This window comes from Ensifer sp. YR511 (assembly GCF_900103045.1).
Lineage (GTDB): Bacteria > Pseudomonadota > Alphaproteobacteria > Rhizobiales > Rhizobiaceae > Ensifer > Ensifer adhaerens.
Genome location: NZ_FNGR01000041.1, coordinates 1 through 22,607 on the forward strand (window position 1 = coordinate 1; position 22,607 = coordinate 22,607).

Below are 22,607 nucleotides of genomic sequence, written 5' to 3' on the forward strand. Positions count from 1 at the left end.
CGTGCCCGCACCGCCGAGTTCTTCGGCCGTGACGATCTCGTTGGTCACGGTCTTTACGACGTCGGGCCCGGTCACGAACATGTAGGACGAGTCACGCACCATGAAGATGAAGTCGGTCATGGCCGGCGAATAGACGGCGCCGCCGGCGCAGGGCCCCATGATGACCGAAATCTGCGGGATGACGCCCGAGGCTTCGGCATTGCGGCGGAAGACCTCGGCATAGCCGGCAAGGGAGGCCACGCCTTCCTGGATGCGGGCGCCGCCCGAGTCGTTGAGGCCGATGACCGGCGCGCCGTTGCGTACAGCCATATCCATGATCTTGCAGATCTTCTGCGCATGCGTTTCCGACAGCGAACCGCCGAGCACCGTAAAGTCCTGGGAGAAGACATAGACCTGGCGGCCATTGATTGTGCCCCAGCCGGTGACGACGCCGTCGCCCGCGACCTTCTGGCCTTCCATGCCGAAGTCGACGCAGCGGTGCGTGACGTACATATCGTATTCTTCGAAGGAATCATCATCGAGCAGAACCTCGATGCGCTCGCGCGCAGTGAGCTTGCCTTTGCCGTGCTGGGCGTCGATGCGGCGCTGGCCGCCGCCGGCCATTCTGACCTGAGCTTGCCTTGCGATTAGTGTCTCGGTCATCTGTGCCATCTTCTTCTCATTTGACGAAATGAAAGCACGCCGAAAGGGCCGGCGGTTTGGCTGGCGCAAGGGGGCTCTATTTGGTCGGTTGGCTGGATGGGGTAATTAAGTTGGCTGGGTGATCTGGCTTCGCCCTGAGCCTCTAAGGATACCAAGGCCCGCGTCGGACCAGGGCGCAAGCTCGCATCGCGCCCCGGCGGACTTGGAAGGGTGATGAGGGCGCCGTCAAATAGGCTTGGGTTCCCTTGCCGCCCGCCCGCTCGATCTCGACAACTCTTACGGTGGAATCCGCGAGCCTCACGGTGCAAAGCGACCCGGCGACGGCCTGTACTATGGCGATGACCAGCGGACCGGACAGCGCGCCATCAGACATTGCGCTGCTGTCCCGATCTTGCAAGAACGCCCGGCTTCAAGCGCTCGTTTGGACCATAGTCTTCAGCCGCGTGGAAGAAGAGGCGCGGCGCGGTTTCCAGATTTTCGAGATGTTGGCGATAGCCGTCGAGTTGTCTTTTGCGTCCGGCCTCGTCTTCACGGCCAGGCATGAAAGCGACATAGGGCGGCAGGACATCGAACCCGCTATAGCGGAAAAGTCCATTATGGATAGGCCATAATACGGTGAGGATGTCACCGTCGATGCCGTCTGGGGCATAGGTGTCGGCTGAGGTCCCGGTCGTTGCGGCAACCATCGCCAGCTTGCCCTTGAACATGCCGGTGTCATATTTGCGCCCAGCGAGATAAGCAAACCCCCGGGCGAATACGCGGTCGGCCCAGCCCTTGAGGATTGCCGGCATTCCGAACCACCAGACCGGAAATTGGAAAATGACCAGGTCTGCATCAGCGAGTTTGGCCTGCTCGGCGGCGATGTCCGGCGCAATGGTTCCGGTCTCAATCGCATACGTCTGTTCACGCGCGATGCTCAGACGGGTCGGGTCGGAGCGCTCCCCCGTAAAATCACCCTCGCCAGTGACGGGGTTCCATCCCATGGCGTAAAGATCGGAGACCACGACCGTGTGGCCTCGTGAGGAGAGGGTTTCCAGCGCAAGATCCTTCATCGCAGCGTTAAACGAAGTCGGTTCGGGGTGTGCGTAGACAATCAGGACTTTCATGGTCGAGCTCTATAGGAACGGGGAAGGCCCAGCACATGCTGAGTCAGGAAGGACGGACGGGATAAGGTTGGTCGAAATGGGGGCAAGCTGATAAAGGCAGGTCTCGCGGACCTTTCGTTCGACGTCATATTCCTCGGCGAAACTTTGCGCCAATGCTCTCCCGGAAATTTGGCGCACCGCTTGGCCAATGCGTCGCGGATTGCGTGATAGGTCTTGATGGCATGGCTCACAGCCTACAACTCCAGTGATCGATCAAGAACGTGTGCCAGAGATGAGAAATGCCGACAACGACAAGACAGGTAGATCAGCTATAAACTGATTGTATCGCTTAGGAGGTAAAAGCTCTGATCCCACACGAATCTATTTTCTATATGGCTGTGCCAGCCGAGCTTTTGGAGCACTGTGTTCTAACTGCGGGTCCTGTTCAGGAAGTATTCCAGGCCATACGCCCTCTTCGACCAGATCCGCGATACTGGATGCGATCGTTTGTCCGGCAAACCGCGCCAGACGTGGAACTGGCCGGTCCGTGGGGTAGGACATGATCAGGCGCCGTTTCAAAACAGGGTTGACCAGGGGCGCGGCGCATAACTGGCCAAGCGCAAGTTCGCGATGGATCGGGGCTTTTTGCAGAATGGTGGAGCCATGGCCGCCGAGGACAAGGGTTTTCAACGCGGAATAGCTGTCTGCTTCCACTGGAACATGCAGCCTGAAGCCCCGGTCGTCTGCACACTTGTCCAGCAGGACACGAAGCGCGTGCCCCGCACTCGGCAAAAGAAGGCGTTCATCTTCCAGATCGCCGAAGTCCACGGGGGTATCCAGGGACAGGCCTGCGCCCGCAGGGGCAACAAGAAAGAGGATCTCTTCTAGCAATGGCTGGGTTCTGAGCGTTCGGGCCGATTTGGGATCGTAAAGAATTGCAGCATCGATTTCGCCGCGGTGCATCCAATCGAGAAGATATCCGGAATAGGCGCTGACTATTCTAAGAGTTGCCTCTGGATGCGCCTCCCGGAATGCCGCGACCAGGGTTTCTGTAAGGATGTCAGCAGCGGTCGGAGGCATCCCTATCGATACATGCCCGCGTAAGGGCGCGTCGCCTTCCGACGCAGTCGCGCGGATTTCCTCAAGCTCCGCCATGACGCGCAAAGCATGCTTCAGGACGTCCTCGCCTTTGTCGGTGACGATCATCCCCCGGCCATGCCTGTCGAATAGGCGCGTTCCCAGCTCCTCCTCGAGAAGGCGAATCTGCCGACTCAGCGCCGGCTGGGCAATGTGCAAGCGATCGGAGGCTTTGGAGAGACTGCCGAGTTCTGCAACGTGAATGAGGGTTCGTAGCTGAGAAAGCTCCATGCTATACAATACCGATATATCTGTTCACCAAAAAGGATCGATGTGTACGATTTCCGGTAAGACTATACGGAAAGAAATAGCAATGCGGAGAGAAAATTATGACTGTCGCAGCAGTTGTTTTCAAAGGGCGGAAACGCGCAATCTGGCTACGGATTGGTCGCTTGAACTTTACAACACACTGAAGGCGACTGACATCAGCCAGACCCCCTATGGGGGCGAACGTCCTGACCCGGATGAGGACGTTATCGCGATCCGACCGGTGTTTTTGCTCGTGACAATGGGTAGTGAGTGGGCCGAGTTCAGTTCCTGACATGTTCAGACGGGACAAGCGACGGACGCCTCGCTTCGGGTGTTGGGCGTTTCGGTTCTTCGTGCCGAAACCGGGGGGGTGGAACTCGTCGCTCAGCCGGCGGGGATTGCCTTTAAGCTGATTAGCAGATTGCCGTCCTCATCGGGCAGCGCGCGCTTGGAAAGAAGAGGTGGTGATGACTATGACGAAAAAAGCGATGGACCTTTGCGATGTCGTGAAGAAGCGAGGCTCACCTTCAAATGAAGCGTGTGTGCATCGAAACGGTCGGGCCGGTCGCCAACCCTTCATCATCAGCTGAGTTTGATATGAGCAATACTGAAAAAGCGAGCGTGATTATTGTCGGTGGCGCAATTATGGGCAGCTTTGCAGCGTGGTTCCTCCGCCGCGAAGGATTTACCGGTAGTATCGTCGTGATTGAGAAGGACCCGACCTATCAGTTCTGCTCCACCGCCCTGTCGGCAGCGTCAATACGCACCCAATTCGGCACACCAGTCAACGTCCATATGAGCCTGTTTGGCGCGGATTTCTTTCGGCATATCAAGTCCACCTTCGGACCCGCTGCGGATATAGGCTACGTTGAAAAGGGATACTTGATCCTCAGCGGGCAGGATACGGTCACTGCGCGGCGGGCGGCCGTGGAGATGCAGCGTGCGGAAGGTGCTGACGTGGTGGCGATGGCGCCGGACGAAATCGCCACACAATTTCCGTTCCTGTCGCTTTATGACGTCGGTATCGGCACCTTCGGCGCGAGTGGTGAAGGTTGGTTTGACGCATGGTCGCTGCTTTCCTTAGTGCGTAGCGCCGCGAAAGATCTCGGCGTCCGTTACATACAAGGCAACGTCGTCAGCTTCGAAGTCGCAGGCAGCCATGTTCACGGCGTCCGACTGGAGAATGGCGAGAGCCTCGCTTGCGACTGGTGCGTCCTTTCGGCCGGGGCAGCATCGGGTGCCCTGATGTCGACGCTAGATCAGATATTACCGGTCACGCCGCGAAAACGAACCGTCTTCTGTTTCCGCGCGCCACTCAAGGCAAGCAACTTCCCTATGTTGTTTGATTCCTCCGGAATATGGGTGCGCCCGGAAGGGGATGGATTCATCGGTGGGATCCAGCCACCTGCTGATCAAGACCATGTTGCGACCGGCGATTTCGAGCCGCATCACGACCTGATGGAAGAGGCCTTCTGGCCTGCTCTGGCCAACCGCATTCCGGCTATGGAGCAATTGCGCCTGGAACGTTCCTGGGCCGGTCACTACGAGAACAACGAACTCGATCACAACGGCGTGGTGGGGCCGCATGACGAGATATCGAATCTTGTCCTTTGCACCGGTTTTTCGGGGCATGGGGTGATGCACTCACCAGCCGCGGGAAGGGGGGTGGCGGAGATGATCATGCACGGCGCTTATCGCAGTCTCGATCTATCGCCGTTGGGCTATCATCGCATTCGCTCGAACATCCCATTGCCGGAAAGCATAATCTATTGAAGGAGAATGACATGAGATTTGACGGCAAAGGTGTCGTGGTTACCGGCGCGGCGCGTGGAATCGGTCGCGCGACCGCCGAGCGTTTTCTTTCCGAAGGCGCCAAGGTGGTCATCGCCGACGTGGATGCCGATCGTCTGGACGCTACTGCCAGAGAACTAGGCTCCGCTGACAATCTCTTGGCAGTGCTGACCGATGTGAGCCGCAAAGACCAGATAGAGCAGCTCGTCGCTAGGGCCGTCGCATGGTTCGGCAGGCTGGATGTCATGGTCAACAATGCCGGCATCTGCCCGATTGTACCGTTCCTCGATGTTACTGAGGAAACCTACGATCGCGTTCTGGCCATCAACCTCAAGGGTGCCTTCTTCGGCACACAGGCCGCCGGGCGACAGATGATCGCTCAGGGCCAAGGTGGGGTCATCATCAACATGTCCTCGATCAATTCGGGCCTCGCCAATCCGACAGTTGCGCCCTATGCGATTTCTAAGGGAGGGATGAATCAGGTCACAGGGACCGGCGCGGTGGCCTTTGCGCCACACGGTATCAGGGTGGTTGGCGTTGGCCCTGGCACGATCATGAGCGAGATGGTCGCAGGCGACTTCGTCAACAGCGCAGGCCACAAGGCAATCATGATGCGGACGCCGATGGGACGATATGGCGAGCCGGAGGAAATTGCCTCGGTCGTCGCTTTCCTCGCCAGCGACGACGCCTCATTCATTACAGGTGAGACAATCTACCCTGACGGCGGACGGCGCGTGTTGAACTACGTCATGCCCAGCAAGGAGGATTAAGTCATGAATCCTGTTTTCGAGAAGCTTCACCACATCTGTATTGTCGTCAATGACATTGACAAGACGCAGGCTTACTACGAATCCGTTGGCATTGGTCCCTGGATCGCCTATCCGCCACTTACGGAGTATCAGGAACTGAATGTTCCAAATCCGGCCGCTTTCGGGAAGATGCAATACCGGATTTGCAACCTCCCCAATATTCAGCTGCAGCTCTGCCAGCCGAGCCAAGACCAAAGCCCGCAGCGAGAGTTCCTCGACAAAAAGGGTGAAGGTGTTTTCCACCTCGGATTTGAAGTGCCGGATGCGGATGCCGCTCAGGTTGCCGCGGGCATTCCTGCCAAAATGTTCGGCAGGCGTCAAAACCGAACCGGGTTCACGTATTACGACACAGCAGAAAACGGCGGGGTCGTTTTGCTGACCCGTTCGACCAACAAGCCAGGCACCTGATCGGAAGTGACCATGACGATCGACCTCAACTCCGATTTGGGGGAAGGCTTCGGGCCTTGGACCATGGGCGATGACGACGCCATGTTGGCGGTGGTCACCTCCGCCAACGTTGCCTGCGGTGGTCATGCCAGCGATCCCGAAACGATGTACCTCACCCTAAAGAGGGCAGCTGAGCGTGGCGTTGTGATCGGCGCTCATCCCGGCTACGCCGATCGGGAAGGGTTCGGCCGTCGGGTGATCCCCATGAAACCCGCCGAGATCGGGCGGATGTTCGCCGCACAGGTGGGAAGCCTTCAGGCGATCGCCGCTCTGGCTGGTGCTGATGTTCGCTATGTGAAACCGCATGGTGCGCTCGGCAATCAGGCGGCAGACGACCGGGCGACGGCCGATGCAATCGTTGCTGCGACCCGTGCGCTTCCCGGTGATCTGGCGGTGCTCGCCATTTCGGGTACGGAACTGGAGGTTTCGGCCCGTGCCGCGGGTGTGGAGGTATTCTCGGAGATCTTCGCGGATCGGGCTTACCTTTCCAATGGTCGGCTTGTGCCGAGATCGCGCGCCGGCTCCGTTCTTCATAGCGCAGATGAAGCGGCGGACCGTCTCATCCGCTTTATCGAGAGCGGGAAAATGCCAACCATCGATGGTGACGTGATTGAGCTCGCTGCACACTCGATCTGCGTCCACGGCGACAGCGCGGGGGCGGTGGATATGGCGAAGCGCCTTCGCAGCCGTCTTGCGGCGACGGGGATCTCGGTTTCCCCCTTCCTGAAGGTTTAAGGAGTTTTCTATGGCGAGTGGGTACCAGATCGCGTGCGGCTCTTTTGCATGCGCTGCGAAAGCAAGGGGCGGGCGTCTGAATACGGCACGAGGGTGCCGGATCTCCAATTCGGTCGCCGTGATCGTTATTGAAGGCGCATTTACGTGACACCGCTCGTTCGTTCTTTTCCGGTTTTTACGCCCGTCGCCGATCACAGCCTACTGATTGAATTCGGTGACTTGATCGACCATCGGATACATGCACGCGTCATGCAGCTTGACCGGGCCTTGGCCGCACATCCGTTCACGGGTTTCGTCGAGGCGGTGCCCGCTTACACATCCCTTCTTCTTCGGTTCGATCCGCGAAGCACCGATCACGCGATCGCCGAGCAGGCAGCCAGACGTTTGATCGAGGATGTGGCTGCGACCGATGCGGGCACGGGTCTCCGCGAGGTCCGCGTTTGCTATGACGACGAGTTCGCCCCTGACCTTCAAGCCGTCGCCAAGGCCTGCAGCCTGACTACGGAACAAGTGATCGAAGCGCATCTTTCCGGGCAGTATGATGTCTTCATGTACGGTTTCGCGCCGGGATACGCTTATCTGGCCGGTGTTCCGGAGCTCATTAGAATGCCGCGCAAGTCCGCAGCCATGCGGGGCGTCTCGGCGGGCAGCGTCTTCATTGCCGGCCAACAATGCCTGGTCTCGACCATAACCATGCCGACCGGATGGTGGATTTTGGGGCGCTCACCCACCGCCATTCTTACCGGCGATCCGGATAAGCCTTTCCTTTTCGACGTGGGTGACAGAGTTGTGTTTCGGCGCATCACTCGCACGGAATTCGATGCGGAGGCCAGTCAATGAGTGAAGTGCTACTATCCGTCACCTTCGCAGGTCCGCATGTGTCCATTCAGGATGGCGGACGCCACGGGCTCATGCGCTACGGCGTGCCGTCCTCCGGGCCTATGGACAGGCTGTCCTTCGCGGCAGCAAATGTGGCACTTGGAAATGAGGCCGATACCCCGGGAATTGAAGTTTCCATGGGTGGACTTGTTCTCCAATGCCTTTCTGGGGCCGTCAGCTTCGCGGTCGCCGGTGGTGGTTTCATTGTCGATCATGCCGAGCAGAAACGCGGATCGTGGACGATTGCGACTTTGAAGGCGGGCGAAAAACTAGCAATACGACCCGGCCCTTGGGGTAGCTGGTGCTATTTGGCATTCGCGGGGGTTCTGCAAACTGCGACCTGGTTGGGGAGCGCCTCCACGCATATGATGTCGGGTTTCGGTGGCGGCCGGCTGGGCGCGGGTCAGCAACTGACGATTGGCAATGCCGCAAAACGGGAGGAACGCGAGGGCGACATTCCATGCCCCGTCTCAGCCCGCCCGCGAAGCGCGGTGCGCGTGGTGATGGGGCCGCAACAGCGCTTTTTCGCAGCGGCGTCGATAACGGCTCTGCAATCGGGCGCCTGGCGAATGACCGATGCATGGGACAGGATGGGTGTCCGGCTGGCCGGACCGATGATTGCTCCCGATGCAACTCTCGACATGCCCTCCGAACCTATCGTGCGCGGGTCTGTTCAGGTCGCCGGCGACGGTGTGGCAACTGTCCTTCTCGCTGACCACCAAACGACCGGAGGATACCCGAAGATCGCGACGGTGCTAGATTGCGATCTCGACGCCTTCGTTCAGCTCCGGCCGCGCGATACCATCGCTTTCAGGCCTGTCTCGCCGCGAGAGGCGGTAGACATCGCTCGTAGCGCCGCGATGAGATCGGCAAATTACTATCGGGTGATCGCCAAACCAAAAGGCACTCTCGATCAGCGCCTCATGAGGGAAAATCTTGTCGACGGCGTGGTTGATGCGGTCGCTGGGTCGGCAGAACCTGCAATCTGATCGAGACGTGCTGGGATGCACCATAAAAGCGGAATCGATCTAAGTCAGGACGATGCTTAGAAGCGTAGAAACAAGCGTTGCATGCATTCCTGGCCGAAATGCGAAGACAATGCGTCGACGATCTCTTCTTATGATACGACCATCCATTACGGTCCGTTGATCTGCCGTTTCCTTCAGAAGGGCGGAGGAGGGTACCGGCAATATCCGTATGATTGGTGCCGCTACCCGTGTTTGAGACGGGTAATTTATCGAGACAATTTCGGTATAGCGCTTATCGCGGAATTCTAGTTTTTCGAAAGCTCCTTCCCGGACACATTGAATTCAATAACAAGGCGGTAACCGCCGCCAAAAAATGGGAACGATTGCCGGTGCCATGCCGGTCGCAATCATCCAATCACGTCCGCTGCCCTTCCCATGTGGGGAGGACTTTACCGTGTTCGAGGTGTGTCCTCGGACAACTGTCCCGGGCCAGAGCGCTCCTCTGCGTGATCTGGAGGGTTTCTCGAACATCTTTACTCAAAAGGGGAACATATGAAGATGAAAACCAGATTTCTTGCAGTTGCCTGCCTCCTGGCAATGATCATTCCCGCTCACGCGGATGTCCTCGTGGGTGCGGTCTTGCCTCTGTCGGGGGTCAATTCTCGGGGTGGCGAGGACCAGCGACGTGGTATCGAGTTGGCGGTCAAGGAAGTGAACGCCAGGGGCGGCGTTCTCGGCCAGCCGCTCAAGGTGGTCTATGAGGATTCCGGCAATACCTCACAGCGCGCGATCGACGCAGCGCGCAAGTTGGTATCCGTCGACAAGGTTCCGATCGTGATCGGCGAGTATTCTTCCGGCATCACAATTCCGATGGGCCAGTATCTGGTTGGCGAAGGCGTGCCCCATCTTAACCCGGCATCGACCTCCGGCCTCGTGCGCAATATCGGCGCAACATCGTTCTCCATGGTCGGCCTCGACAATGTGTCAACCGAATTTGCGGCCAAGGATGTGCTCGAACATGGCTGGAAAAAGGTCGCGGTGCTGGCCATGAACAATGCCTTCGGCCAGGGCGTGGCCAATGAATTTAATAAGCATTTCAAAGAGCTTGGCGGTGTTGTCACAACGACGATCATGTACACGTCGGGCCAGACCACCTATCGCCGTGAGCTTCAGCAGGCAGAAGCGTCCAAACCGGATGCCTATGTCTTCACGGCATATGGCGCAGACGGCGGCTTGATGATGCAGGAATCCTATGAACTCGGCCTTCAAGAAATGCCTTGGTATTCCGTCCTAATCACGATGCACAATGCCGATACGCCAGCAGAGTTCAAGCAGGGCTTGATCGGCATGGATGTGGACTATACGGCGGGCGACACGGGTTACAAGCAAGCCTATGAGGCTGCTTACGACCAGCCCTTTGCTTCCGCATGGAGCGGCTATGCCCATGACGCCGTGCTCTTCGCCGCCGCTGCGCTCAACAAAGCCGGTTCCACCGACCGCGCCGCTGTTTTGAAGGCTATTGAGGAGCTTGGGAACGAAGGCGTGAACGGTGCCACTGGCGAGATCAAGCTGGATGCCGATGGACAGCGTGTATGGCAGCCATACCAGAAGCTAAAGGTCGAGGGGAAAGACATCGTTCGCTATTAAGTGTAAACCGGCCGGGAGTGCAGTCCTTCTGTCTCCCGGCCTTCGAAAGTCGGCTCGTTTATTATGCAGTTCTTGTTTGATACGCTTTTCCGGGCGGTAGACTTGGCATTGATCGCCGTAGCACTCAGCGCAGTCTACTCACTTATCCGGTTTCCCAATGTTGCCTTGGTACAATTCGCCGTGGTCGGTGCGTTCGCCGGGATGGCCATGCAGGAGCAGGGGGTTCCCCTCATTCTTGCAATTGTGATTTCGGCACTTCTCGTAGGGCTTGTTGCCCAGCTGTTTAACCGAGTTCTGTTCGAGCGTCTTCTTCGCCTTGATCCGGCTATTGCCTTGATAGGCTCGCTCGCTCTTAGCATGCTGCTCTCCGCCATCTTCCTCCTGGGGTTCGGTTCCGCCGCACAGCGCTTCTCAGTGCCCGTGGCGCCGGCCATCCGCTTTCTTGGGCTGCGTATCACGGAAATGCAGATGATTTCGGGCGGCTTGACGATCCTTATTCTTTTCGGTTTTGCCCTGCTTTTGTTTCGCACTTCGCTCGGGCGGGATATGCGAGCGGTCTCCAACAATGCCGTCCTGTCGGCCGCCACGGGTGTCAACAACGGCAAGGTGACCTCGTTTGTCGTCTTCCTCTCCGGTGTTCTTGCTGCTCTTGGGGGCTCGATGCTGGCGCTCAGAGGCTCGGTCAGCATCGACATGGGCACCAATATGCTTCTTTCGGTTTTCGCAGCCGCCATATTGGGCGGCCTTGGAAACTCCTTTGGCGCTGTGGTGGGGGCTGTGATCATCGCCGCGGCGGAGACACTCGTCACGAATGTCAATTTTGGCTTCCTGGTGGATGAGGACTTCTACTTCCTCCCGGCAAGCTATGCTCCTGCCGCCTCGTTTGCATTGCTGATCGCCATCCTGCTGTTTCGCCCGAAGGGTATTCTCGTCAGCGAGGTGACACGTGTCTGACTTTCTTATCCACGTTATCTCAATCTCCTTTATCTACGGGATTCTCGCACTCAGTCTCAATCTGCAGGCAGGCTATTTGGGGCTGATGAATTTCGGGCTTGTCGCTATCTTCGGCTGCGGCGTCTACGGTGCCGGGCTTGCCCATCGTTTCGAATTTCCGTTGTTTATGGGCCTGGTGTTCGCCCTGCTTCTGGCTGTCGTCACGGGCTTGTTTTTTGCGCGTGTCGGGCGACGTCTGTCCTCGGATTATTGGGGCATCGCGACGCTATCGATCGCCGAGATCATACGGATATTCGCCACGAACCTCGAAGGCTTGACTGGTGGCGCCCAGGGCATTTCTGGACTTCCGATGCTGTTTGCCGATCTAAGGCCATGGGATGGCATCGCACGCATGGTTCTGTTTGGCGGCGTGCTGGTTTCTGCCTGGTGGCTGTGTGAAAAGCTAGTGCGCTCAAACTTCGGGTTGGGTATGAAGCTTATCCGTGAGGAGCCGCAACTTGCCCGGTCGCTCGGTTATAACATCGATCACATCCGATCCGTCGTAATGGTCATTTCCTCGATCCTGGCCGCGGCTGCGGGTGTGCTCTATGCGCATTATCTCAGCTTCGTGGGGCCGGAACTGCTGGTCGCACCCGAGACCTTCCTCATTTGGTCCATGGTGATCGTCGGCGGTATGGCCAACAATCGCGGCGTTGTTCTTGGTGCGATCGTCATGCAGTTCATGATGGCCTACATCCCGTTCGTTAAGGACTATTTTGATCTTCCGTCCGACTTCGTGGCGGCCGCGCGGCTGATTCTCACCGGAGGCGTGATCCTCTCGTTCCTTCTCCTGCGCCCGCAAGGTATTCTCCCCGAGCGTATTGGAGGCCATAATGAACGATGAACTCCTTTCCGTTCGACAACTCGCCAAATCCTTTGGTCCTTTAAGCGTCCTCGAAAAAGTATCTCTGTCCGTCCGTACCGGCGAGATCGTCGGCCTATTGGGTCCCAACGGCTCGGGAAAAAGCACGGCTTTGAACGTAATTTCAGGATTCTTGCCGAGCAGTGGCGGGACCGTGAAATTTGCCGGTGAGGACATTTCCAGCGCGTCCGTGCAGACGATTACCGAACTGGGTTTAGTGCGGACCTTCCAGCTTCCTTCCATGCCCCATCGCATGACAGTGCGCGAGGTGGTCAAAGCCGGTAAAAGGGATGATGGCGGCAACTTCGCGCCGGTGGTGTTCGGTGCTGATATCGACGCACTGCTGACCGAGTTTAAACTGTCGCACGTTGCCGGTAATGCCGCGAGCGCCCTGTCCGGCGGTCAGAAAAAGCTACTTTCCGTCGCCACTGCATTGCGTGCCAATCCGAAGTTGCTTTGTCTCGATGAGCCGACAGCGGGGGTTCACGTGTCACTGCGCTCGGAGCTGGTGGATGTTCTGCGCCGTTACGTCGCGCGCGGCGGGGCCTGTCTGGTGGTGGAACACGACATGCTGTTTATCCGGGATCTCTGCACGCGTTGTATCGTTCTAGATCGCGGCGAAATCATCGCCGATTGCCTACCGACCGAGCTCGAAAGCAATCCCCGCGTCGTTGAGGCGTATCTTGGCAAGGCAATTGAAAAAGGCGGAATGGTACAACGATGATCGACGCTCATGAGCTACGTGCCGGATATGGTGACGGCGCGGATATTCTAAACGGAATTTCCATTAAGGCTGACCGAAAGGAACTGGTGACTATTTTGGGGCCGAACGGCTGTGGCAAGTCCACACTTCTCAAAACCCTCGCCGGCTATGTGCGGCCGAGGGCGGGTTCTGTAACCATGCACGGCCAGGACGTCAGTGATGTGCCTATTCATGAGAAGGTGCGCTTTCATCGCGTCGGGTATGTGCCGCAGACGGATAATGTGTTCGGCACTCTAACGGTTGGGGAAAACCTGAAACTGGGCGCCCGCTTTCTAGACCGGACGACCGCCGCTGAGCGTTATGATGGTCTTATGGAGCAATATCCGTCGCTGGCGTCGAAACAGGGGCGCAAGGCTTCTGCGCTGTCGGGAGGTGAGCGCCAGCTGCTTTCTCTGGCCAGGGCGCTGGTCGCAGGCCCCGAAATACTCCTGCTCGATGAGCCCTCGGCGGGATTGTCGCCGCTTATGCTCCACGAGGTCTTCGACGCGATCGCGCTTATCAGAGACAGTCAGGGTATGTGCATTGTCATGGTCGAGCAGAATGCATTCGAGGCGCTTGGCGTTGCCGATCGCGCCTATGTTCTCTCACTCGGAAAAGTGGCAATTGAGGCCGCCGCCGCCGATCTCCTGGCTGACCCCGCGATGCGCGCTCTGTATCTGGGTGGAGAAGTGCACTAACCGTCATTTTCGCTGCATGGAAAGGGCGCTGCGACAGTCCGTATGCTGCGCCCTTGTGGCGTCGTAGAGATCCGACGGAAAAATCTAGGATCGAGGCGTGAACCATCGCGCGCAAATGGTGCCTTTGTCCATCCTATGACGAAAGACGATTGGCCGGGTGTGCCCCTGGCATGTAAAGCCGCGTGTGTGCGTCGGTCGCCTCAAAGCCGGGTGGGTGAACGCTGTTCCTCGCATTTGTCTGGTGAATTCTTGCGATCGAGCAGCGAAGCACGGATGAAATCAGTCTTCGAAAATGGCGCCGCGCCGTCACCAGCAGGCGCGGGAGATGGGGCCGTTCGGGCTGCATTGCGCATCTTGAAGCTTTCCATTTCCTTCTGCGCGGCCAACCGGTCATCGTCAACGGTTTCGACTGGCATCCCATTGATGTCATGGCGGACGGAGCCTGGCTTTGCTACCGGCAGACGATACCACTTTGAATGGCGTGATCGCCGTGCGTCTGCACCGAGACGATCTATCGCTTCATTTAAGACAAGAAAGATCGTAACCGGCCGATTGTTGCCGCGGAGATTTCGCCTCGATGCGGACGATGAGATCTTGGTCATCGAGAAAGCTGTCGAGGTAGTCGTTCCAGGTTTCAGGCGAACGGCGAGCAGCGGAGAGCATTTGACCCGCGCCAGGAACTAGACCAGCATCGTGCTCAGCGCCTTGTTCTCGGTCGCCGGCAGATGGATCAGCCGCAAGATTTTCGATTGGCAATCCCTCTGTCTAGGTTCGACTGTGCGCATCCTTAGGCAGGAGCAGGAGCCTCGCCTCGGCGCGGAAGAGGTGGATTTCCGCATCACCCATGGTCGGCGTTTACACGCGTCGGCAAGCTATTCACCGACTGGGTAGCCCCGGTCTGTTCGCCCGCTCTGATTGCCAACCGCATCCCGCAATGCCCTAAGGAGATCCTCTCATCCCACTGCTCAATGTGGGGTGGGAAGCGGATTACTAGGCTTCGCGGCAATGGAAGGGATCATGTCCCAAGGAGTGGTGTAGCTCCGAAATCGCCGTGCTTTCCGGACGGAGCCGGGAATGGGTCAGCTTGACGCAGCGGGCAGGTTAATGAGCGGATCATCGCTCATTGCGGCGATGGTCTCAAGGTCAGGTATCTGGAGCGCTGGACAGCCCACTCGTCGTTCTGTTCGAGCAGCAATGCGCCGACGAGGCGGACGATGGCGTCATCGTTGGGGAAGATGCCGACGACCTCGGTGCGCCGCTTGATCTCGCCATTGAGGCGCTCGATGGGCTTGGTGCTGTGAAGCTTTTCCAGTGCTGCCTGGGAAAGGTCATATAGGTTAGCACGCGCCACGGCCTTCGCCCAGGTCGGGGCTAGGCTTCCCGGATCCCGGCCGTTGGGCCGTCACTGTGTTGATCAACAGAAACCGGTCAAGTCGCGCGCGAACGGGCTCTGGGCGCAGGGCTGCCGGCGCCTGGTACGCTCATCCAAGAGCAGCGAGAGGTTCGATCACGATGACGCTCCAATCGGTCAAATGTTGAGTACAGGCTCACTTGGTGATGCGCTTAAGAACCCCATCGAGCGCTCGCCTCAGGGCATCCGTCTCATTCCTTAGCATGATCCTCGGACAAGCAGAACTTGCCGAAGGGTGTCAATTTCTTGATTTCTAGACGAAGCTGCCGGCGGCATTCTCTAAGTGCCTCATGGAGATCGTGTGATGACGAAAGCACTAGTTACGGGGGCGACACGTGCCCCTGGGCGCGTGATCGCGACGACGCTCGCCAAAGCGGGCTGGGAGGTGCATGCCCTCGGCCGTGACCGCATTGCTCTTGAAGAGATGCGCGGCGACCATGGTATCCTCCCAATGGCAATGGATTTGACCGATCGCGACTATGTTCGTTTCGTTGTCGAGGGAATGGAGCCCGAGGTCGTCGTTCACGCGGCGTTGCGATGGCCAGAGGAGATCGGTTTTCTGCGCCTCACGGAAGCGGACATCGATATGGCGCTTGAGGTCAACCTGTCCGCGACGCTGCATGTCACGCGTGCCGTCCTGCCTTCAATGATCGCGCGGCGTCGTGGCGCCCTTCTGATGGCATCGCCTGATTACAGAGTTGCAGGAAGTGCTGTCGAAAGGACAGTCGCCGCAGCAGTGGACGGACTCGCACGCGCCCTTGACGACGAACTTCGCGATACGGGGATCACGGTCCATCGCCTTCCCCTGGGCAAGCCGCCATTCCACGGATTGGGACTTGAGGCGATTTCACTGTTGGCCGCTTCCGGCTTTCACTTGAACCCAATGCCGACGTCATCTGAATCTATCGAACGACAGGAACATGAACATGGAACGTAATGGAGGGCAGCTGCTCGTCGAATGCCTCTTGGCGCTCGGTGCAACGAAGAGTTTCGGTGTCCCAGGAGAAAGCTATCTGGCAGTTCTCGACGCGCTGCACGACACGCCCGGTCGTCTTGATTTTGTGCTTTGCCGCAATGAAGGTGGTGCGGCATTCATGGCGGCCGCGTGCGGCAAGCTAACCGGCAAACCCGGCATCTGCTTTGTCACGCGCGGGCCGGGGGCAACCAACGCATCGATCGGTGTGCATACAGCCATGCAGGATTCTGTGCCCATGATCCTTTTTGTCGGCCAGGTCGGTACCGACATGAAAGGGCGCGAGGCGTTCCAGGAGGTGGACTACAAGGCGGTTTTCGGGACGATGGCCAAATGGGCCGTGGAAATCGACCAGGTAGAACGCATTCCAGAGATTGTATCGCGTGCCTGGACGATGGCCGTGTCGGGCCGGCCGGGCCCGGTTGTGATCGCGCTTCCCGAAGATATGCTCACTTCCCTCACCACCGCCCCCGTTTTGTCTGGGCCAGTCGACCTTGTGGAACCGGCGCCTACTGCGTCCACCATGAAGCAAGTGCGGGAGATGCTCGTCAGCGCCAAGCGCCCGGTTATCCTCTATGGCGGATGCAACTGGAAAGATGGTTCCATGGCCATAGTCCAGCGCTTCGCCGAAGCCTCCGACATCCCGGTCGTTGCCGTGTTTCGCTACCAGGACCAGTATGACAATGCCTCGCCGACGTTCTGCGGCGAAGCCGGCGTCGGCATGGTGGCATCGATTAAGGAACTGCTCAAGAACGCCGACGTCATCCTCGCCATCAACAACCGTTTCGGGGAGAATTCGACGGACGGATACACACTTTTCGAAGTTCCGCAGCCGCAGCAAAAAATTATCCATGTCCATGGCTCGGATCTAGAAATAGGTAAGATCTATCGTCCCGCTCTCGGCATCCACAGCGGGCCGAACGCCTTCGCCGAGGCCCTTGGTGCTCTCGAGCCGATCAAGGGCGGCTGGGCGGAGTGGCGGGGAAAGGCACGCGCGGCCTATGAGAAGGGCTTTGAACTTCCCGACCTGCCGTCCCCGGTTGATATGGGCAAGGTGACCGCATTCTTGAACGATGTGCTGCCGGATGACGTCATCCTCACCAATGGAGCGGGCAACTTCACCGTCTGGCCGAACAAATTCTTCAAGTTCGGTCCAAGAGCGCGCCTGCTTGCCCCGCAATCGGGTGCAATGGGATACGGCGTGCCGGCGGCCGTGGCGGCGAAGGTCGCCCATCCCGATCGCACGGTCGTATGCTTTGCCGGCGACGGAGACTTCCAGATGAACTGCCAGGAGCTGGCGACTGCACTCCAGCACGGTGCACAGCCGATCATACTTCTGCTCAACAACGGCATCTACGGGACAATCCGGGCGCATCAGGAGCGCACCTATCCGGCCCGCGTTTCCGGTACCTCCATGATCAATCCCGATTTCGTCGCGCTCGCAAAATCCTATGGTTTCCATGCCGAGCGGGTGGAGTCTACGATTGATTTCGCCGCCGCCTTCGAGCGTGCCCGCGCCTCGAAGACCGGCGCGCTGCTCGATCTTGACATTTCGCCCGAAGCGCTGACCCCGCGCCAGACGCTCAGCCAGATGCGCAATGCTGCCTTTTCTGCAAAGGAAACCGCATGACACAGCGTCACGAAATCCGACTTGGTGCCGATATCGGCGGAACCTTTACCGACATCGCACTGGACCTGAGAGGGAGGCTCTTCTCCACGAAGGTTTTGACCAACTACGCGGCACCAGAACAGGCAATTCTCGATGGGATCGAGATCGTCACCAGCGACGCGGGCATCAAGCCAAAGGATATCGATCTCGTCATCCACGGTACGACGCTTGCGACCAATGCCTTGATCGAGCGCCGTGGGGCAAAAACTGCGCTTGTGACCACGGAAGGGTTCCGTGACGTCATCGAGATGCGGACGGAAAACCGCTTCGAGCAATACGATCTTGGCCTCGTTTTGCCAACGCCGCTCATTCCCCGCGAAGATCGCTTTCCGATCAAGGGACGCATCGATGCACAGGGGAGGGAACTGCAACCCCTCGACGAGCAGGCGTTCGAAACCCTTGCCGGCGTGATCGCCGAGCGCGGCTTCGGCGCCGTCGCCATCGGTTTCATCCATTCCTATATGAATCCCGTGCATGAAGAGCGCGCCCGCGAAATCCTGTCGAGAAAGCTACCGATCCCGATTTCGATCTCGGCGGAAGTCTCTCCGCAGATGCGCGAGTTCGAGCGGTTCAATACCGTTTGCGCCAATGCCTATGTTCGTCCGCAGATGGCGGACTATCTCTCGCGCCTTCAGGTACGCCTCAAGGAGATGGGAGCCGACTGCCCGGTCTTCATGATCCATTCGGGTGGAGGTCTCATCTCGGTGGAGACAGCATCGGAATTCCCGGTACGTCTTGTTGAATCGGGTCCTGCCGGCGGCGCGATCTTTGCCGCCGATATCGCGCGCCGCTTCAGTCTCGATCGCGTGGTCTCCTACGATATGGGGGGCACGACGGCGAAGATCTGCCTCATCGAGGACTACCAGCCGCATACCGCCCGCACCTTCGAAGTTGCGCGCACATACCGCTTCTGCAAGGGATCGGGGATGCCGATTTCCATTCCCGTGATCGAGATGATCGAGATCGGTGCGGGCGGCGGTTCCATCGCCTGGGTCGACGCCATGGGCCGCATCCAGGCGGGGCCGGAATCGGCGGCCTCCGAGCCTGGACCGGCCTGTTACCAGCGCGGCGGCGATCGCCCGGCGATCACCGACGCCGACCTGGTTCTCGGTAAGCTCGATCCGGATAATTTCGCCGGTGGCAAGATCAAACTGTCGGTCACCAACGCGAGCGCGGCAATCGCCCGGGATGTCGGCGATAAACTCAAGCTTGGTTCCCAGGCGGCTGCCTTCGGCATTGTCGAGGTTGTGGACGAAAACATGGCCAATGCCGCTCGCGTTCATGCCGTCGAGAACGGCAAGAACATTTCCGAGAACATCATGATCGCCTTCGGCGGAGCAGCTCCACTCCATGCTGCCCGTCTGTGCGAGAAGCTCGGCGTTGACCAGTGCCTCATCCCGCAAGGCGCAGGTGTGGGCTCGGCAATCGGGTTCCTGAAGGCGCCCTTCGGCTATGAGGCGCTCGCCTCCAAGATCATGGGTCTTTCCAAATTCGAGCCCGCTCTGATCAATGCCATGCTGGATGAACTCAAGGCGACGGCCGAGGGTTTCGTGCGTGCCGGCACGGATGGCGAGATTATCCGCGAAATCACCGCCTTCATGCGCTATGCCGGTCAGGGCTGGGAAATCCCGGTGGCGCTGCCTGATCGCGATTTCACCGACGCGGATACAGCGATGATCGAGAAGGCTTTCAAGGAGCGCTATGCGCAATTCTTCGGCCGTGCCGTAGAGGGCCCGGAAATCGAATTCGTCACCTGGTCAGTCAAGGCGCAGGATGTTCGGCCCGAGAGTGAAAAGTTCGAACTGAGGGTGGAAGGTGCCCGGGCGTCCGTGCCATCGAGCCGATCGGTCTTCGATCCCGCCTCCGGCAAGGAGTTGGAGACGGCGATCGTACCCCGCGACACGCTCTCGCCGGGCGACCGCGTCACCGGGCCCGCCGTCATCGTCGAGCGCGAAACCTCGACCATCGTCACATCGCCGTTCGATGCCGTGATCCAGGCAGACGGAACCATTCTTCTCGTGCGCAAAGGTCTGTGATCTATGAGCGATATCAATGAAATCCGCATGCAGGTGATGTGGAACCGCCTGATTTCGGTCGTCGAGGAACAGGCACTTACGCTGCTGCGCACCGCCTTCTCGACGTCCGTGCGCGAGGCGGGCGATCTGTCGGCGGGCGTCTACAACGCCAAGGGCGAAATGCTCGCCCAGGCCGTGACGGGCACGCCCGGTCACGTCAACACCATGGCCGAAGCGGTTCTGCACTTCATCGCAGAAATTCCGCGCGACGAAATGTATCCGGGCGATACCTACGTCACCAACGACCCATGGAAGGGGACGGGCCATCTGCACGACATTACCATGGTCTCCCCGTCCTTCAAGGGTGACGAACTGATCGGCTTCTTCGCCTGCACCGCCCATGTTGTCGACGTCGGCGGGCGCGGTTTCGGGGCGGACGGCAAGTCGGTTTATGAAGAAGGCATCCAGATACCGATCATGAAATTCGCTGAGCGCGGCGAGGTGAACAAGGATCTGTTGAAGATCCTCCGTCTCAACGTGCGCGAGCCCAACCAGGTGATCGGCGACTTCTTCTCGCTCGCCGCCTGTAACGACGTCGGGCATCGGCGCTTGATCGAGATGCTGAACGAGGTCGGCTACGATAATCTCGACACGCTTGGAGACTTCATCCTGTTGCGAACGCACGCAGCGACTATGGAACGCATCGCCGGCCTTCCAAAAGGATCCTGGTCCAATGAGGTCATGACGGATGGCTACGACGAGCCGATCAAGCTTGCCGCAAATGTCGAAATCACCGCCACCGGGGTTAACGTCGACTTCGCCGGTACGGACGCCATGAGCCGGTGGGGCATCAACGTCCCGCTGATTTATACCAAGGCTTATGCGTGCTACGCGCTGAAATGCGTGGTTGCCCCGGATATTCCAAACAACGCCGCCTCGCTTGCCGTCTTCAACGTGTCTTCGCCGACCAATATCCTCAATGCCGAACGGCCCGCTCCGGTCTCGGTACGTCACGTCATCGGCCACATGGTGCCGGACCTCGTGCTTGGAGCTCTCGCCAAGGCGTTGCCTGGCCAGATCCTCGCAGAAGGCGCCGCGGCTCTTTGGAACATCCACATTTCGGCGCGCCCGGTTCCGGGCAGTGCCGGGCGCCGCGCCGAAGTACTCATGTTCAACTCTGGCGGCATGGGCGCGCGTCCAACCCTCGACGGTCTGTCGTCGACAGCATTTCCCTCCGGCGTCCATACGATGCCAATCGAAGCTACGGAGCATACCGGTCCGATCGTTGTCTGGCGCAAGGAACTACGTCCCGACTCGGGCGGAGCGGGCAAGTATCGCGGCGGCCTCGGCCAGATCATCGAGATCGCGCCTGCCGAGGGCCATGAGTTCGATTTTTCGGCCATGTTCGACCGCATCTCGACGCCGCCGCGCGGACGTGATGGAGGCCAGGACGGAGCGCCCGGGTCCGCACGGCTCGACGACGGCACGAAGTTGCGGCCCAAGGGGTGGCAGCATGTGCCTTCCGGCCGCCGGCTGGTGCTGGAGCTGCCCGGTGGGGGCGGCTACGGAAATCCAGCCGAACGTCCGGCCGAGGCCAGAGCCGAAGACCTGTTCAAGGGCTATGTGACGGAGAAGAAGTAATGAGCCATATCGCAAGCCGACTTTCGGCAGTGAAACGCTCCGCCTCGATGGCCGTGTCGCAGGCAGCCAAGGATCTGGCAGCGACCGGGATCGATGTAATCGATCTAGGCCTCGGCGAACCGGATTTCCCTGCTCCCGCCCACATCACCGAAGCGGCTTTCGAGGCCGCGCGCAAGGAGCGCATGCTCTACACCGCATCCCTTGGCACCCCAGATTTGCGCAAGGCAATTGCGGGCAAGCTGAAGCGCGAGAACGACCTTGACTACGCGATCGATGAGATTGCCGTCGCCAACGGCGCAAAGCAGATTATCTTCAATGCGCTGATGGCGACGATCGAGGAAGGAGACGAGGCAATCTTGCCAGCTCCATACTTCGTCTCTTACCCGGAAATGGTGAAGCTCTTCGGCGGCGTACCGGTGACGCCGGCTTGTCCGGCCGAAAACGGCTTTCGGCTGACGCCGGAAGTGCTGGAAGCGTCGATAACCGACAAGACGCGCTGGCTTTTCCTCAACATGCCCGGCAACCCGTCCGGAGCGGTCTATTCCGAGGCGCAGCTCAATGCTCTCGGTGCGGTGCTTGCCAAGCATCCAAGGATCATGGTGCTCTCGGACGAAATCTACGAGCACATCATCTTCGATGGGCGCACCTTCGTTTCCTTCGGCGCAGCCTGCCCGGAGTTGCGTGACCGCACGCTGATCGTAAACGGCATGTCCAAGGCCTATGCCATGACCGGCTGGCGTGTTGGCTATGCCGCGGGCCCGAGAAATCTCATTAAGGCCATGGCGACGATCCAGAGCCAGTCCTGCACGTCTGTGTCCGCTCCGGCGCAGATTGCAGCCACAGCTGCGCTCGAAGGCTCGCAGGATGATGTCGCGGAGTTTTGCACCGCATTCGAGCGTCGCCGCAATCTCGTCGTGGAGGGCATCGCCAAGATCAATGCACTCAGGCTGGATCCGCCTGAAGGGGCTTTCTACGCCTATATCGGCTGCGCCGCGCTAATCGGCGCAACGACGCCATCAGGTCAGACCTTGGTCGATGACGTTGCGGTCACAAAGTACCTTCTCGAAGAGGGGCATGTCGCGGCCGTTCCGGGCAGTGCTTATGGCCTTTCGCCCTTCTTTCGCATTTCCACCGCGACCTCCGAGGAGGTCCTTGCCGAGGCGGTCAAACGTATCGGTGCGGCTGTCGGCAAACTCGAAAACTGATTGGAAGGA

At 59.0% G+C, this 22,607-nt stretch carries 21 protein-coding genes and 1 pseudogene; 16 read left to right on the forward strand and 6 right to left on the reverse strand.

Annotated elements, in window-relative coordinates:
* From BLU15_RS34375 to BLU15_RS34385, 3 genes are all read right to left on the reverse strand, one after another.
* Positions 1 to 642 (reverse strand): carboxyl transferase domain-containing protein (locus tag BLU15_RS34375; protein ID WP_371590315.1); only part of this gene is annotated, 642 nt, incomplete at its 3' end.
* 365 nt (positions 643 to 1,007) lie between these two features.
* Positions 1,008 to 1,748, reverse strand: coding sequence for an NAD(P)H-dependent oxidoreductase (locus tag BLU15_RS34380; protein WP_090301590.1), 741 nt, complete (start codon positions 1,746 to 1,748; stop codon positions 1,008 to 1,010).
* Between the two features lie 360 nt (positions 1,749 to 2,108).
* The gene (locus tag BLU15_RS34385; protein WP_090301593.1) at positions 2,109 to 3,095 is read right to left on the reverse strand and encodes a LysR family transcriptional regulator; all 987 of its coding nucleotides are present in this window, start codon (positions 3,093 to 3,095) and stop codon (positions 2,109 to 2,111) included.
* Positions 3,096 to 3,644: 549 nt separating this feature from the next.
* Here BLU15_RS34385 and BLU15_RS34395 point away from each other — a divergent pair.
* From BLU15_RS34395 to BLU15_RS34445, 11 genes are all read left to right on the forward strand, one after another.
* Entirely contained in the window at positions 3,645 to 4,886 is a 1,242-nt protein-coding gene (locus tag BLU15_RS34395; RefSeq protein ID WP_244546906.1) for an NAD(P)/FAD-dependent oxidoreductase, read from the forward strand.
* 11 nt (positions 4,887 to 4,897) lie between these two features.
* On the forward strand, positions 4,898 to 5,674 hold the full coding sequence (locus BLU15_RS34400) for an SDR family NAD(P)-dependent oxidoreductase (protein WP_090301597.1): 777 nt from the start codon (positions 4,898 to 4,900) through the stop codon (positions 5,672 to 5,674).
* Between the two features lie 3 nt (positions 5,675 to 5,677).
* Positions 5,678 to 6,121 (forward strand): VOC family protein, encoded by a 444-nt coding sequence (locus tag BLU15_RS34405; RefSeq protein ID WP_090301599.1) that lies wholly within the window; start codon positions 5,678 to 5,680, stop codon positions 6,119 to 6,121.
* 12 nt (positions 6,122 to 6,133) lie between these two features.
* The gene (locus tag BLU15_RS34410) at positions 6,134 to 6,895 is read left to right on the forward strand and encodes a LamB/YcsF family protein (protein ID WP_090301601.1); all 762 of its coding nucleotides are present in this window, start codon (positions 6,134 to 6,136) and stop codon (positions 6,893 to 6,895) included.
* 144 nt (positions 6,896 to 7,039) lie between these two features.
* The gene (locus BLU15_RS34415; protein WP_090301603.1) at positions 7,040 to 7,735 is read left to right on the forward strand and encodes a 5-oxoprolinase subunit B family protein; all 696 of its coding nucleotides are present in this window, start codon (positions 7,040 to 7,042) and stop codon (positions 7,733 to 7,735) included.
* Positions 7,732 to 8,763, forward strand: a complete 1,032-nt coding sequence (locus BLU15_RS34420) for a 5-oxoprolinase subunit C family protein (protein WP_090301605.1) — start codon at positions 7,732 to 7,734, stop codon at positions 8,761 to 8,763. The genes BLU15_RS34415 and BLU15_RS34420 overlap by 4 nt, the downstream gene beginning before the upstream one ends.
* Before the next feature lie 531 nt (positions 8,764 to 9,294).
* Positions 9,295 to 10,389 carry an ABC transporter substrate-binding protein gene (locus tag BLU15_RS34425; protein WP_244546907.1) on the forward strand — a complete coding sequence of 365 codons (1,095 nt, stop codon included), beginning with the start codon at positions 9,295 to 9,297 and terminating at the stop codon, positions 10,387 to 10,389.
* A 63-nt stretch (positions 10,390 to 10,452) separates the two neighbouring features.
* The gene (locus BLU15_RS34430) at positions 10,453 to 11,343 is read left to right on the forward strand and encodes a branched-chain amino acid ABC transporter permease (protein ID WP_256386718.1); all 891 of its coding nucleotides are present in this window, start codon (positions 10,453 to 10,455) and stop codon (positions 11,341 to 11,343) included.
* Positions 11,336 to 12,226 (forward strand): branched-chain amino acid ABC transporter permease, encoded by an 891-nt coding sequence (locus tag BLU15_RS34435; RefSeq protein WP_090301608.1) that lies wholly within the window; start codon positions 11,336 to 11,338, stop codon positions 12,224 to 12,226. The genes BLU15_RS34430 and BLU15_RS34435 overlap by 8 nt, the downstream gene beginning before the upstream one ends.
* The gene (locus BLU15_RS34440) at positions 12,216 to 12,968 is read left to right on the forward strand and encodes an ABC transporter ATP-binding protein (RefSeq protein ID WP_090301610.1); all 753 of its coding nucleotides are present in this window, start codon (positions 12,216 to 12,218) and stop codon (positions 12,966 to 12,968) included. Before BLU15_RS34435 ends, BLU15_RS34440 begins: the two co-directional genes overlap by 11 nt.
* Positions 12,965 to 13,684 carry an ABC transporter ATP-binding protein gene (locus tag BLU15_RS34445; protein ID WP_090301612.1) on the forward strand — a complete coding sequence of 240 codons (720 nt, stop codon included), beginning with the start codon at positions 12,965 to 12,967 and terminating at the stop codon, positions 13,682 to 13,684. The genes BLU15_RS34440 and BLU15_RS34445 overlap by 4 nt, the downstream gene beginning before the upstream one ends.
* A gap of 200 nt (positions 13,685 to 13,884) precedes the next feature.
* Here BLU15_RS34445 and BLU15_RS34450 read toward each other — a convergent pair whose 3' ends face one another.
* The 3 genes and pseudogenes from BLU15_RS34450 to BLU15_RS34455 all read right to left on the reverse strand — a co-directional run.
* Positions 13,885 to 14,100 (reverse strand): hypothetical protein, encoded by a 216-nt coding sequence (locus tag BLU15_RS34450; RefSeq protein ID WP_090301614.1) that lies wholly within the window; start codon positions 14,098 to 14,100, stop codon positions 13,885 to 13,887.
* A 103-nt stretch (positions 14,101 to 14,203) separates the two neighbouring features.
* The gene (locus tag BLU15_RS39235; RefSeq protein ID WP_143034320.1) at positions 14,204 to 14,440 is read right to left on the reverse strand and encodes a hypothetical protein; all 237 of its coding nucleotides are present in this window, start codon (positions 14,438 to 14,440) and stop codon (positions 14,204 to 14,206) included.
* A 323-nt stretch (positions 14,441 to 14,763) separates the two neighbouring features.
* Positions 14,764 to 15,028, reverse strand: a pseudogene (locus tag BLU15_RS34455) (transposase); the annotation flags it as partial.
* Positions 15,029 to 15,399: 371 nt separating this feature from the next.
* Here BLU15_RS34455 and BLU15_RS34460 point away from each other — a divergent pair.
* Genes BLU15_RS34460 through BLU15_RS34480 form a run of 5 tightly spaced genes read left to right on the forward strand, consistent with a single transcriptional unit; the run spans position 15,400 to position 22,598 of the window.
* Positions 15,400 to 16,032 carry an SDR family oxidoreductase gene (locus BLU15_RS34460; protein ID WP_090301616.1) on the forward strand — a complete coding sequence of 211 codons (633 nt, stop codon included), beginning with the start codon at positions 15,400 to 15,402 and terminating at the stop codon, positions 16,030 to 16,032.
* Entirely contained in the window at positions 16,022 to 17,698 is a 1,677-nt protein-coding gene (locus BLU15_RS34465; protein ID WP_090301618.1) for a thiamine pyrophosphate-dependent enzyme, read from the forward strand. The genes BLU15_RS34460 and BLU15_RS34465 overlap by 11 nt, the downstream gene beginning before the upstream one ends.
* On the forward strand, positions 17,695 to 19,773 hold the full coding sequence (locus BLU15_RS34470; protein WP_090301619.1) for a hydantoinase/oxoprolinase family protein: 2,079 nt from the start codon (positions 17,695 to 17,697) through the stop codon (positions 19,771 to 19,773). Before BLU15_RS34465 ends, BLU15_RS34470 begins: the two co-directional genes overlap by 4 nt.
* 3 nt (positions 19,774 to 19,776) lie before the next feature.
* A complete protein-coding gene (locus BLU15_RS34475; RefSeq protein ID WP_090301621.1) occupies positions 19,777 to 21,393 on the forward strand; it encodes a hydantoinase B/oxoprolinase family protein in 1,617 nt (538 codons plus the stop codon).
* Positions 21,393 to 22,598 (forward strand): pyridoxal phosphate-dependent aminotransferase, encoded by a 1,206-nt coding sequence (locus tag BLU15_RS34480; RefSeq protein WP_090301623.1) that lies wholly within the window; start codon positions 21,393 to 21,395, stop codon positions 22,596 to 22,598. Before BLU15_RS34475 ends, BLU15_RS34480 begins: the two co-directional genes overlap by 1 nt.
* Positions 22,599 to 22,607 lie beyond the last annotated feature (9 nt).